Raw genomic sequence first — 12,021 nt, 5'->3', positions numbered from 1 at the left:
GTTTAGCTGTTTGGCTTGTTTGCACGGGCTATAACTGCTCGCGCAAAAAAGTTAGAATTCAGACAGTTTTAGTTAATTGAGCCGCTATTATGACAAATCAAATCCTGCTTGCCTGTATTTATCTTGCAGTGTTTCTCTTTTTACAGCGCGCCTTAACCCATTGGGTTAGAAAACTCGCGCAAATGAAGCAAGTGAGTGTTGCACGGACCAGTTTAGTGACCCGTTTTATTTCCTATGTGATGTTTTTTATTACCTTGTCACTGATGGCGGTCTCGCTCGGACTGGGCTATCAGGATGTGTCGCTATTTGTGTCATCCGCCTTTGCAGTAATGGGCGTAGCATTGGTTGCTCAATGGTCGATATTGAGTAATTTAACCGCTGGCGTGCTGATCTTTTTCGTGTTTCCCTACCGTATCGGTGAACGTATTAGAGTGGTCGATAAGGATGAAGATATTAGCGGCGTGATCATCGAAATCGCTTTATTCCATGTGCTGATCCATCGCGATAATGGCGATACCATCACTTATCCTAATAACCTCATGCTGCAAAAGGCAGTGTTAAAGCTGGCCGATCAAACCCCCTTAGCCGAACGTCAGGCCTTACTCGAAGGCAAGAAGAAGTTTGATCCTGAGTAGTGAATATAACGACGTAGCTGTGTATTGATTATCGAACTGCGCTGAGTGCTCGCGGGCGCTTAGTCCAATTATCGTGTCATTAGGTGTGCTTGCTTACATACTCTTGATGAACAAATAGCGGCTGACTAACCAATAGCGGTGCACGATGAGATGAAATCGCTTTTGCCGTTCTAGCCACTTAACTAACGCTTAAATAGCACTTAACTAACACCTGACTAAGACTCAACTCAGGCTTAATCGATAGCGCTTGAGTACAAGATTCTCAACAACCCAATACAGGCCTGATAGGGATAACAACAAGGTCAGTATGCCAAACAGCCAGCTAAAGGGGTTGTTGAAGCTGCCTTGATTGAGGTAATCCATAAAGTGCAATTTAAACATCAAGTCGGCGATGTCTGTGTGGTCATTTTTATGGCCAACTAATTCGCCATTAACCGCATTGATGTAAATCCGCGTCGACAGGTTATCATCCATACCTATTTGCCACAGTGAATTGCACTGGGTTGGCCATTCGCTAATGGGGGCTGAGATTTGCTTAACTTGGGTAATCTTGCCTGGGCCGGTGTAACTTTCAAGCGCCAGTTGTTGCGCGCTTTGTTTATCAATAAGTAAGGCATTGCCTGTGTAGGCATCAATCAAGGTTTGCTGCTGGCACTGGTGTGCATAACGCTGCACCTTTGCATCGAGTACATAAACGGGCTTACCCGCGAGCGCCATTAATGTCAGGCTTTCTACCTGAGTATGCTTAGCCAGTAAGGGAGCGATATCCACGAGCTTTTGTGGATCAAACTCTTGCCTTTGCGGTGTAGGACTATGGCTAAGCTGGTACTCCATTCCCTTGAGTTCATCATGGGGCGTTAAATTGAAATAGACCCCAGTAACAAGCCAAAGTAGCAGTTGAATGCTTACTATGGCACCGAGCCAATAGTGGGCGATTTTGACCCAGCGTTTGAAGTGTTTACTTTGGAGCTTAGGTTTAAGTTTCGGCATCATTTCAGATACTTCCTTCTGCGCTGCCAAAGTAAGACGAAGCCAGCTAATACAGCCACAATAGAGATTAGAGCCGTGCTCAGCAGCAGAAGATTGTCGATGGCTTCACCCTCGTCGTAATCCATAATGTGCCATTTCCAAAAGAGATCGAATAAACGCCAATAGTCATGTCTGCGCGTGACTAACTCACCTGTTGTCGCTGACAGATAAAGGCTTGTGGCTGCACTATCGTTAAAATCCATTCTCCAAACTGGTAGGTATTGCGGCGCTAGTTCAGCTGGGGCGATATCGGTGAGCAGAGTTGCACTAACAAGCTTAGCCTCTACGGGTAAAGACCCGTTATGCTGATAGTTTGAAGCTATCATTCGGGCTTGTTTCTCCGTTATCGAAGGCAATAACTCACCCGAATCTGCGTCCACGAGAATGGACTTATCGCTCAGTTTAATCTGGTAATAGAGGGTATCAGTGATTGAGGTTAACGCGATTGCTTGAGCCTTGGGGAAACGCGCATAAACCGCTGCGATTGGGTACTGGATCTGGCTGGGATCGATATGCTGGGTGTCTTGCACTTTAATATGATCGCCACGGATAAACCCAAGATCCATTAATACAAAATAGCTGCCGGTGACTGACCAGATCCCAATCGGCAGTACCAGCAATAGCATCAACCATCGGTGCAGAAAGTGCGCTGATGAGACTCGTTTTAGTGTGTTAACCCGCTTCAAGTTGATGACTCACCTTTTATTTTATGAACTAATTTAGCCTGCTTGCTTGAGGGGATTGCCCCCTTAAGCCCAAAGCATTACAGAGCCCATTTCATTCCGACATAGTAACGACGTCCCATTAGGTCGTACGTCATAGTGTTGGTATTACCGTCGGTATAGCTTTGATGATATGGCGCTTGTTTATCGAACAGGTTATCGATACCTGCCGTTAAGGCTATATTGCTGTCCATTTGATAATGAACCTGTGCGTTATGGTAAGTGACCGCATCAACGGCGTCACCTATATCTCCGGCATTGGCATATTGATCATCCGCCGCGCCGATATATTGAATGTTGTAGCTAAAGCGCCAATTGTCATTCGTGATATCAAAATAGAGGTTTGAGCGCCATTTGGTGTAGCTACCATCATAACCAATGGTGCCAGATCGTGATTCAACGGGGGCGCCAGCGTAGGTTTGTAGATCGTATTGATCTAAATAGCTCAGCTCCCAAGTCGTATTAGTCACAACGCTGCCCATCTCTTTTGGGTAAAACATCGCCATATCAACACCTGAAACCACTTCGTTGGCGGCGTTGCCCAGTTGTGTCTGTAAGTAGGTGATGTTGCCTGTCATCGCGTCTCGCACAAAGTGCTCGTCGCTACAGAAAGGATGCGTCATCCCTTTACTGTCGTAACAGGCGGCTAATTTGCTCGAACCATTGACTGAGTTAATGGCGTTATTAATCTCTATTTTGTAGTAATCGAGCGTGATGTTGAGCCCTTCAATAAATCCCAGATCCCAAACAATACCGGCAGTAAAGGTATTGGCCTCTTCTGGTTCTAGCTCGGCATTGCCGCCACGGTCGGTTAAAATAGTGCCTTCTTGCTTATAATTCGTTGGCACGTTTGATGCCATACAATTAGCGTATCGATACGAGCTAGGATCGAGCTTAGCCCACTCGCTACAAGGATCTGTGGTATTCATGGAACCTTGATCGATACCGCCAAACAACTCAGGAATATTCGGTACTCTGAATGCCGTGGATTGTGTGGCTCGCAGCGTCACTGCGTCATTGATGACCCACAGTAGCCCCATTTTATAATTGGTATCGCCACCGAAGGTATCAAAATAGGAATATCGCAACGCCGCAGTTAATTCGACCGACTTGGCAAAGGGCAGGCCGCTTAAAATAGGTAATAAGGTTTCAAGATAGATTTCGTCAGCAGTGTAACTACCATCAATCGGTTCTTGCTGGGCAGTGTTTGCTTCACCACTGATTTTAAGTGGGTCAGGATCATTCCATCCTTTCTCGTTTCTGTGCTCTAGTCCTACGGCAAAACTCATCATGCCCGCGGGTAACTGCCATAGATCGCCTGTGACATTCATCGTGAGACTAAACTGCTCATTACCGCCGTTATCTCGCATGTTAAACAGAAAATAGTCCAGCATTTCAGGTGTGAGTGAGCCAGCTCCCCAAAAGTCTGCGCAAGGGACATTAGGATCAAGATTACAGTTGCTATAGTCTGTCGCGTCGGCAAGACGAACCTTATTAATGACATTGGTCACTTCATAGGAACCACGATTACTGCCGAAGTTAACGGCAGCATCCCATTGCCAACCGTTATCTAAATCCCCTTTAAAACCTGTCACTAAGCGCCATGTATCCGCTTGAATATTAAATTGTCGGGGCGCTTCTGCCAGTCTGCGACTCTGTAGAAGGAAGTCTTCATCGGTCGGATTTGATTCATGCCAAGCAGGGATCACGATACCTGACACCGATTGCGGAGTAGCGGGTAATTGTGAGCGACGGTGAGTGTACATAGCCTCTGCAAACATTTGGCTGCTCGCCGTTAAGTCATATTCACCGTAGGCAAACAGATTGACTCGCTCGTTAGGTTGAACCGCATTAAAATACTGATAAGTATTATCTTTATGGCTACTGGTGTAAGGGGCACTTCCTGTTGGCAATAGCATTAATTCATTGCCGATTTGATTGCCATTGGCATCAATGAAATGGCCTTTTCCCCCCGACAGCGCCGAACTACCGCCACACACTAGCTCACCATTAACTTCCTCAAGCGGACAAGGCGCGCGACTCAGCATATCGACGGCTTGGGTTTTATCGTAACTCATCGCCACATATGCACTTCCACGCTCACCGATATGACCGAGGGCAAGGTCGAACTTGTACTGTTCACCATCATTTTGCTCGGTTATGCCAGTTCGCGCTTGAAACTCAACCCCTTCGATTTGTTGCCGAGTGATAATATTGACCACGCCAGCAACCGCATCGGCACCATAAATGGCGGATGCACCATCTTTTAATACCTCGATTCGTTCAACCACGCTAACGGGAATAGTATTAAGATCTACAGAGGAGTTCGCCCCTGTGCCACTGTTCACCATACGTCGACCATTGAGCAGTACGAGTGTGCGATTTACCCCTAATCCGCGTAGGTTAACTTGGGTTGAACCATAGCCGCCCTCTGTCCAATAGGCATTCGTTTGATTACCCGCAAACCCCGCAGAGGCCGTCATTCTTTGCAGCAATACCTCAACCGAGGTGGCACCTATTTTCTCGATATCTTGCGCGGTAAAAACGGTCATCGGCGCGGTGGAGGCCATCTCTTCCCTTTGAATTCGGCTCCCTGTAATGGCAATCCTTTCGATAGCAGTGGGAGTCGATAATTGAGGTTTAATTGCAGATGCTGGAAACATTACTTCAGTTTCGGCTTCGGCTGCTATCCCTGAAAAAGTGGCCAGACTTGTTAGGGATATTGCAATTGAAGTCATTACTGCAGAGCGGGACATAATAAGCCTATGAAAGGTTTGTTTAAATAATGATATGTTTTATAAAGGATTAAGCTGATATCTCAATAAAAACTCAACTACCTGCGACACTGTGTCACACTCCTAATACGCGGTTTATAATAAAGTGCTGATATAATCGACACTTTTGATATGGAAAAATAAAATTACGCTTGTTTCTGCTTATTTCCACTATCTCTATATTTCCACTAAGTGATAAATCACCGATGACTAAGGGTTTGGAAGTTCAACCATGTGGGCCCGCTGCATAGTTTTTTGTTTTACAGATATGATGATTCGGCATTGCATAAATTGGAGGATGAGAGCATGCAAGCGGAAGTACAGAACAAGTTTGAAGGCTACCCTGAGCATATAACTCCCTTGCTATTACGGATCCGAATTTTGATTTTTTCGATTGCCGAAGCGCAAAATTTAGGCGCGGTGGAAGAGAGCTTAAAATGGGGCGAGCCGAGTTATTCCGTTAAAAATGGGAGCACAGTAAGGTTTGACTGGAAGCCTAAATATCCCGAACAATATTACCTATTCTTTAATTGTAAAACTAAGCTGATTGATACATTTCGAGAGCTGCATTCCGACGTGCTGCAGTTTGAAGGGAATCGAGCCATAGTGTTGAATATCCATGATCCCCTACCAGAATCTGCGATTTCCCAATGTATTGAATTATCGTTGAAATACAAAAGTATCAAACATCTACCTTTACTAGGCGCTTAGTTTCATTGAATAAAAAGATGATGAATCACTAAAACCTTAACGCGAGTTAAGGTTTTAGTCTGTTTCATTAAGCGTGAATTTTGCTAGTTAAGTGTGTTTTGGATAACCTGCTGCATTATTTGAATTATGCAATAAAGGCTTCTAACTTGTGGCGGTAGGATTCTTCAAAGGCAATTATCGAAGCACTCTTTGAAAAAAAGCTACCGCTTGCAGGTACATTTGCAGTGCGAGTGCGGGATCATAGCGTTCGCCTTCATCACGCATAAAGGCGTGTTGGGCGTTGACTTCAAGCCAAGTGAAGTTACGGTTCAGCGCCATTAATTGCTGGTGGATTAGAACACGGCCTTCCGCGGATACGTGGGGATCTTGCTTGCCGAACACTAACACTAATTCCCCTTGAATATCACCGCTGCGGCTCAATGAGTCATTGCCGTAAGCGCAGGGTAGGGTGTTGGAATGAATGTCGGTAGGATAAAGACAAAATGCACCTAAAATAGCGGGGTTGAGTGCGGCGCGGTAGGCTAAGTGGCCGCCGATACACACGCCCATAGAGCCAACTTTGCCATTGCAGTAAGTTTGTTGAGTGGCAAAATCGATCAGTGCTTGGGTATCGCTATCGTGGTGTTCTAGGGGTTTGGCAAATTTATCGGCGTTACCTTTATCTTTACCTGATTCATCATAGGCCAGCACTGTGCCTAAAGGATTCAGTTCATGGAACACTTCGGGTACTAACACCACAAAACCGTGGCCAGCAAGAATAGTCGCGGTGCGGGCGATGGGCGCAGTTTGCTGAAATATCTCGGAATAAAAGATGATACTTGGGAATATTCCCTGTGCTTCTGGGCGATAGATATAGGTGCGCATTAGCCCTGAAGGCGTGGAGATATCCTGAATTTCCTGAGTCACTAACATATTTATATTCCTCTATGAGGCTTCAAACGTTGAAGCCTCACTTTAGCAGTCAGGATTTTATCTGTCAGTTAAAACAATTCGTTACCTGAGAGTTCACCTGCACATAGTGCTTTTATATTGCTCAAGGTCGTTTTGGCAATGGCGCCTAGGGCTTCTTCGGTGAGGAAGGCTTGGTGACCCGTGAAAATCACGTTATGGCAGGCTGATAAACGACGGAATACATCGTCTTGAATAATTTCATTCGATTTGTCTTCGAAGAACAGGCCCTTTTCGTTTTCGTATACATCGAGCCCAAGCGAGCCGATTTGCCCCAGTTTTAATGCTTCCATTGCGTCGAAAGCATTGAGTAAACCACCGCGGCTGGTGTTGATCACCATGACACCGGGTTTCATCTTGGCGAAGCTGGCTTGGTTTAGTAAGTGACGGTTATCCGCGGTTAACGGGCAATGCAAGCTGATGATATCGCTGTTGGCATAAATAGAGTCGAGATCTTGATATTCAACATTCAGCGCGATGACAGCCGGATTGATAAAGGGATCGAAGGCAATGACTTTACAGCCAAAACCGAGTAATACCTTGATGGTTGCTACGCCGATTTTACCTGTACCAATCACGCCGACGGTTTTGCCGAACATGTTAAAGCCGACTAAGCCTTCGAGGGAGAAGTTGGCATCGCGGGTGCGTTGGTAAGCTTTGTGGATTTTTCGATTCAGTGTCAACATCAGTGCGACTGTATGTTCGGCCACGGATTCAGGAGAATAAGCTGGTACGTTAACGACTTGCATGCCTAAGCGTTTAGCGGCAACTAAATCGACGTTGTTAAAGCCAGCGCAGCGCATGGCGATAATTTTTGTGCCACCCTTAGCGAGTTCGACCAGAACTTCTTCACAGAGTGAATCGTTGACGAAGGCGCAGACAATTTCAAAACCTTCGGCAAGCTTCACTGTTTGCATGCAGAGGCGATAATCGAAGTACTCAATTTGTGCACCAAACGCAGCATTTGTGCGGTTAAAGTGCTGCATGTCGTAATGTTTTGCGCTAAAAAATCCAATTCTCATTTCAGTCACCTAACGGGTTTGCTGATGTAATTATCTGGCAAAGAGTGTAAGTGAGTTAGGGCTTTTTGTCCTTAGCCTTAGAAAATTCCCCGTTAAAAGAGTGAGCTTTATCATCAATTGGGAATAAAAAAAGCGAGCCCCTGACGGCTCGCTTATTGATTGACTGCTTTTACTTGAAGTGTTCAAGCTAGGGCTCTCATATTGAAAGTCGTACTATATGAGCTGAGGGTTAGTCCTTTAACCCTCCGTTATTGCATTTTACTTTTTGTCTTTAGCGTATTTAGCTGCAGATGCACCCGCGATACGGCCATAAGTAACGATATCGGAAATAGCATTACCACCTAAGCGGTTAGCACCGTGAACGCCACCTGTGACTTCACCTGCTGCATATAAACCATCAATAGGCTTGCCCGTTTTTTCACTCTTCACTTCGGCTTTAGTATCGATCACAACACCACCCATAGTGTGGTGAACTGCTGGCGCGATTTCGAGAGCGTAGAAAGGTGCAACAACTAATTCACGTGGTAAATCAGGACGTTCAAATTGAGCATCTTTACCTGATTTAACAAAGCCATTATAAGCTTTCACTGTTTTAGCGAGTTCGGCTGCAGGAATATCTAACTGTTTAGCCAGATCTTCAATTGTTTTGCCTTCTTTAACAATGTTCAGGTGCACATAGCCTTCGATGGCTTTTAAGCTCTTACGGATAGAGTCATCGAATACCAAATAAGCACTTTCGCCTTTTTGTTGCAGAATCGCGGCAGACGCTTTGTCACGGGTGGTGATTTCGTTCATAAAGCGGTTACCTTCACGGTTAACCACGATCGCACCGTTACCACGTACCGCTTCGGTGATCATCACGCCACCAGCAGGTGAATAAGTTGGGTGAGCTTGAATAAACTCTAAGTCACGAGTTGCCGCGCCAGCTTGTTGTGCCACATCTAAGCCATCACCTGTAGCACCTGGGTGGTTAGTTGCTTTAAAGCCTTTCAGTTTTGGATCGTACTTAGCGACACGGTCATTATTTTTAGCAAAACCACCCGCCGCGATGACGACAGCATCGGCTTTAACTACGTAGTAACCTGTGTATTCACCCTTCACTAATACGCCGGTAATTTTACCGCTTGCATCTTCAAGAATACGCACGACACGGCTGTTTAAGCGAATGTCAGCACCACGTTTTACCGCGTTGTCCCATAGAACTTGTGCTACGTGTGCACCCACACCAGCGCCGCCTGTTGGACGGTGACTACGGTTAACACTTGCGCCACCCATACGACCTACGTCAGTCATATCGGCACCCATAGAGGTTAACCAATCGATAGAGTCAGATGAGTTGTTGGCTAACGTTTTTACGAGTTCAGGATCGTTAATATTGCGACCACCTTTCATGGTGTCGTCGATCATGATTTGTTTCTTATCTTCAATACCTAGTTTAGCCTGTGGCTTAGTTTCAGCAGCGTTCATTCCGCCAGCAGCAAGTTTAGTGTTTCCGCCTGGGATAGGTTCTTTTTCAAACAGGATAACTTTAGCGCCTGCATCACGGGCTGAAACGGCTGCTGCAAGACCTGCACCACCTGAACCAATGATCACGACATCAGTGGTTTCTTTTACGCCAGCGGCAATGGCTTTATCTTGAGCAGCTTTGTCTGCATCAACAGGCACAAACTTACGTTCCCACTTGCCACCGTAAGGCATATCGAAGCCGAAGCTGTGACAAGCATCGCAATAGGTGACTGATTTTTCATGACCTTTATGGCAGCTAGTACAAGCAATTTCGCCAATCAAGTGAGATTTATGGGGTGATACTTTATCTTTAGGTGCAGCGGCGGCCAGTTCTTTTAAATCACCGTGGCAGCTAACACACTGAGCATTTTCATGGGTAAGGTTGTCGTTGGTGACGCCACCTTTGTCTGATACGTGGCAGCTATCGCAGCTACCCATTTCACCGTGAAAATCGGCTAGCACTTCTGGTGCTGCATAGGCAGTACCTGCCATAGCGCCAGAGATCAGCATGGCTAGTGCTGTTTTTTGAATCTTTCTTGTGAACATGATAGTTCCTCCGCCGTACATTCATCTACTTAATAAGGGTTATTCATCGTGGCGTGATATTTATTTTTTACGTAGCTCACGCACTGTTAGAGCATTCTCCATTTGCAAATTTATCACTATCTAAAGAGGTATATGTGTGTTCAGATCACATAACCTTTGTTACAGCGAAAATAACATATTTAAAATGTGCAATCGGATGGGAAATATTAATGAAGTTGAGGCTAATCACTGCTTCAATACGGTATAACATGCGTGAGTTAACATATTGAATGGATTGATTTTAACTTTATAAAATAAAAATGGTATGAATTATGGTTTTGGTGGCGTGTTTTATCTATTTGTATTTTATAGATATTATAATTTAATCTTGTATATTGAGGAGATGGCTTATTTATTTTTATATATTCTATTAATAATGTTATTTCAAAAGCCTTTATTGTATAAAATTATATTATCATTTTAATCAAATGTTACGCAATTGATTCTTAAGGGGTTGTAATGCACAAACAAGGCATATCTGAAAAACGTTTTTGGTTTCAACGTTTGAGTAAAACCAGTTTAAGGGCATTACATATTTTAGGGATCGTTGGTGTCGGTGGTGGCATTTTATTAGATGTAAATAAAGTGCAATGGTTGAGTTATTGGTATCTCGCGATGACGACGGGCAGCATATTAATGTTGTGGGAAATCGCACGGGATTGGCGCTGGCTGATCCAGCTTAAGGGAGTGTTAACTTTAGTAAAAATAGGCTTGCTTGGCCTGTTTGTGCCGCTGGCTCATTACAAACCTGAGCTGTTAATCGTGATACTTTTTTTGTCAGTTATCGTGTCCCATGGTCCTGCAGGGCTCAGGCATTATTCTATTGTGCATCGTCGGCAAATTGACTCGAAAAAAGAAATTAAGGGCTAATTGATATGTCTGTAACCCATACGTCAACTTTAACGCCTGCTGCGTTAATCACAGAGTTCGCTTGGCATAATCCATCTGTGTCTAACTTAGACTTGAGTTGCTTTAAGGTACTCGATCTCGCTTGCGGTTCTGGGCGTAATGGTTTGTGGTTTTTAGCGCGAGGGGCTGAAGTGACTTTTATCGATCGAGATTTGTCAGCCATGTCACACATTGATCAGGCTAATGCTTACAAATTACAAAGGGATTTAGAAGCAGAGGCAGGACCATTATTGCCGGTTGAAGAGTACGATATTGTCTTAGTATTTAATTATCTGCATCGCCCATTACTGCCACAAATTGCTAAGGCGGTTAAGAGCACAGGCCTTATCGTCTATGAAACCTTTACAACGCAACAGGCGCAGATAGGTAGGCCACGCAACCCAGATTTCTTACTTACTGAAAATGAACTCAAATCAGTGTTTGCTAACTGGCAATCTTTACATTACTTTGAAGGTCGATTATGTGATCCGCAGTCCACTCAAAGCAGTTATAAAGCCCAGTTGATTGCGCGAAAACCTACAACGTAAATTTATTGATTGAGACTCAGAGGTCGTAGGATGTTTCCCTATCCAGAGCAATATCGCATTGCAACGCCGCCGTTGACGACCGCCTTTATGGTGGCGTGGGCTTTATTCAGTCACAGCTTATTTTCCGATGCAAATCCTGTCGCACTCTATCCGTTGTTAGCGCTATTTCCCTTGGTGATTGGATTACACTTATATTTGATTTTGTTAGCAAAAGGAATGGGGCGACTCGATCAGTGTTTCTATGCCTTAGTGCATATCCCACTGGCATTTGTGGTGTGGACATTTACTATTATGCACGTGAATGGTAACGCTTTTTCTTAAATTCGCCTGACGTTTTAGAGAAAATAACAAAAAAAAGCGCCCTGATAATCAGAGCGCTTTTTTTGATTTTGTATTGCTAACAATTAGGCCGTGGTGTTGATGTTGTGGCCTGCATTGCCTACGGGTTTTGGCGCCGCAGCTGCAATTAAATCTACCGCGATTTTACCTTCGGCTTTTTGCTGCTCTTTTGCTAACTGAGCAACCTTAACGCCAATTGCACCATTTTCTAGATTCGGTGCGATAGCTTGGGTATTCAGTGAAATTGACATAACTAACCTCGATTGTAAGCTGGATCCCTTTATCGGCAAACCCACGGTTAACTTTAGTCGTTA

At 44.7% G+C, this 12,021-nt stretch carries 12 protein-coding genes; 5 read left to right on the top strand and 7 right to left on the bottom strand.

All coding sequences use genetic code 11. The features are described from left to right. The first annotated feature begins 89 nt into the window (after positions 1-89). The gene (locus CKQ84_RS03220; protein WP_006080363.1) at positions 90-635 is read left to right on the top strand and encodes a mechanosensitive ion channel family protein; all 546 of its coding nucleotides are present in this window, start codon (positions 90-92) and stop codon (positions 633-635) included. Between the two features lie 222 nt (positions 636-857). On the opposite strand, the gene CKQ84_RS03215 is transcribed toward CKQ84_RS03220, so the two are convergent. The 3 genes from CKQ84_RS03215 to CKQ84_RS03205 form a co-directional block, all read right to left on the bottom strand. After that, complete coding sequence (locus CKQ84_RS03215; protein ID WP_105250077.1) at positions 858-1,628, bottom strand: PepSY domain-containing protein; 771 nt, start codon at positions 1,626-1,628, stop codon at positions 858-860. After that, on the bottom strand, positions 1,625-2,290 hold the full coding sequence (locus tag CKQ84_RS03210) for a peptidase (RefSeq protein ID WP_105250076.1): 666 nt from the start codon (positions 2,288-2,290) through the stop codon (positions 1,625-1,627). Before CKQ84_RS03210 ends, CKQ84_RS03215 begins: the two co-directional genes overlap by 4 nt. Before the next feature lie 137 nt (positions 2,291-2,427). Further along, positions 2,428-5,142 (bottom strand): TonB-dependent receptor, encoded by a 2,715-nt coding sequence (locus CKQ84_RS03205; RefSeq protein ID WP_105250075.1) that lies wholly within the window; start codon positions 5,140-5,142, stop codon positions 2,428-2,430. A gap of 324 nt (positions 5,143-5,466) precedes the next feature. Between CKQ84_RS03205 and CKQ84_RS03200 the strand changes: the two genes are divergently transcribed. Next, positions 5,467-5,871 carry a DUF1801 domain-containing protein gene (locus tag CKQ84_RS03200; protein ID WP_105252988.1) on the top strand — a complete coding sequence of 135 codons (405 nt, stop codon included), beginning with the start codon at positions 5,467-5,469 and terminating at the stop codon, positions 5,869-5,871. A gap of 174 nt (positions 5,872-6,045) precedes the next feature. Here CKQ84_RS03200 and CKQ84_RS03195 read toward each other — a convergent pair whose 3' ends face one another. From CKQ84_RS03195 to fccA, 3 genes are all read right to left on the bottom strand, one after another. Continuing rightward, the gene (locus CKQ84_RS03195) at positions 6,046-6,783 is read right to left on the bottom strand and encodes a dienelactone hydrolase family protein (protein WP_105250074.1); all 738 of its coding nucleotides are present in this window, start codon (positions 6,781-6,783) and stop codon (positions 6,046-6,048) included. Between the two features lie 68 nt (positions 6,784-6,851). Further along, on the bottom strand, positions 6,852-7,841 hold the full coding sequence (locus tag CKQ84_RS03190) for a 2-hydroxyacid dehydrogenase (RefSeq protein ID WP_105250073.1): 990 nt from the start codon (positions 7,839-7,841) through the stop codon (positions 6,852-6,854). Positions 7,842-8,099: 258 nt separating this feature from the next. Continuing rightward, positions 8,100-9,893, bottom strand: a complete 1,794-nt coding sequence (gene fccA, locus CKQ84_RS03185) for a fumarate reductase flavoprotein subunit FccA (RefSeq protein WP_105250072.1) — start codon at positions 9,891-9,893, stop codon at positions 8,100-8,102. 498 nt (positions 9,894-10,391) lie between these two features. Here fccA and CKQ84_RS03180 point away from each other — a divergent pair, with 498 nt between their 5' ends. From CKQ84_RS03180 to CKQ84_RS03170, 3 genes are read left to right on the top strand one after another with little or no spacing between them, the layout of a single operon-like run. After that, positions 10,392-10,802 (top strand): hypothetical protein, encoded by a 411-nt coding sequence (locus CKQ84_RS03180; protein ID WP_105250071.1) that lies wholly within the window; start codon positions 10,392-10,394, stop codon positions 10,800-10,802. A gap of 5 nt (positions 10,803-10,807) precedes the next feature. Further along, the gene (locus tag CKQ84_RS03175; protein ID WP_105250070.1) at positions 10,808-11,368 is read left to right on the top strand and encodes a bifunctional 2-polyprenyl-6-hydroxyphenol methylase/3-demethylubiquinol 3-O-methyltransferase UbiG; all 561 of its coding nucleotides are present in this window, start codon (positions 10,808-10,810) and stop codon (positions 11,366-11,368) included. Positions 11,369-11,398: 30 nt separating this feature from the next. Continuing rightward, positions 11,399-11,689, top strand: a complete 291-nt coding sequence (locus CKQ84_RS03170) for a hypothetical protein (protein ID WP_105250069.1) — start codon at positions 11,399-11,401, stop codon at positions 11,687-11,689. An 83-nt stretch (positions 11,690-11,772) separates the two neighbouring features. Here CKQ84_RS03170 and CKQ84_RS03165 read toward each other — a convergent pair whose 3' ends face one another. Then, complete coding sequence (locus CKQ84_RS03165) at positions 11,773-11,958, bottom strand: hypothetical protein (RefSeq protein WP_028759392.1); 186 nt, start codon at positions 11,956-11,958, stop codon at positions 11,773-11,775. Positions 11,959-12,021 lie beyond the last annotated feature (63 nt).

It is taken from the genome of Shewanella sp. WE21 (genome assembly GCF_002966515.1).
Lineage (GTDB): Bacteria > Pseudomonadota > Gammaproteobacteria > Enterobacterales > Shewanellaceae > Shewanella > Shewanella oncorhynchi.
The sequence above is the reverse complement of the archived record's forward strand: the minus strand, read 5'-3'. Positions and strand labels throughout refer to the sequence as shown.

Excerpts from the sequence above, each read along its gene's own strand:
- CKQ84_RS03220 (WP_006080363.1), top strand. The coding sequence starts at position 90 with ATGACAAATCAAATCCTGCTTGCCTGTATTTATCTTGCAGTGTTTCTC.
- CKQ84_RS03170 (WP_105250069.1), top strand. The coding sequence starts at position 11,399 with ATGTTTCCCTATCCAGAGCAATATCGCATTGCAACGCCGCCGTTGACG.
- CKQ84_RS03165 (WP_028759392.1), bottom strand. The coding sequence starts at position 11,958 with ATGTCAATTTCACTGAATACCCAAGCTATCGCACCGAATCTAGAAAAT.
- CKQ84_RS03175 (WP_105250070.1), top strand. The coding sequence starts at position 10,808 with ATGTCTGTAACCCATACGTCAACTTTAACGCCTGCTGCGTTAATCACA.
- CKQ84_RS03180 (WP_105250071.1), top strand. The coding sequence starts at position 10,392 with ATGCACAAACAAGGCATATCTGAAAAACGTTTTTGGTTTCAACGTTTG.
- fccA (WP_105250072.1), bottom strand. The coding sequence starts at position 9,893 with ATGTTCACAAGAAAGATTCAAAAAACAGCACTAGCCATGCTGATCTCT.
- CKQ84_RS03200 (WP_105252988.1), top strand. The coding sequence starts at position 5,467 with ATGCAAGCGGAAGTACAGAACAAGTTTGAAGGCTACCCTGAGCATATA.
- CKQ84_RS03190 (WP_105250073.1), bottom strand. The coding sequence starts at position 7,841 with ATGAGAATTGGATTTTTTAGCGCAAAACATTACGACATGCAGCACTTT.
- CKQ84_RS03205 (WP_105250075.1), bottom strand. The coding sequence starts at position 5,142 with ATGTCCCGCTCTGCAGTAATGACTTCAATTGCAATATCCCTAACAAGT.
- CKQ84_RS03195 (WP_105250074.1), bottom strand. The coding sequence starts at position 6,783 with ATGTTAGTGACTCAGGAAATTCAGGATATCTCCACGCCTTCAGGGCTA.
- CKQ84_RS03210 (WP_105250076.1), bottom strand. The coding sequence starts at position 2,290 with ATGCTATTGCTGGTACTGCCGATTGGGATCTGGTCAGTCACCGGCAGC.
- CKQ84_RS03215 (WP_105250077.1), bottom strand. The coding sequence starts at position 1,628 with ATGATGCCGAAACTTAAACCTAAGCTCCAAAGTAAACACTTCAAACGC.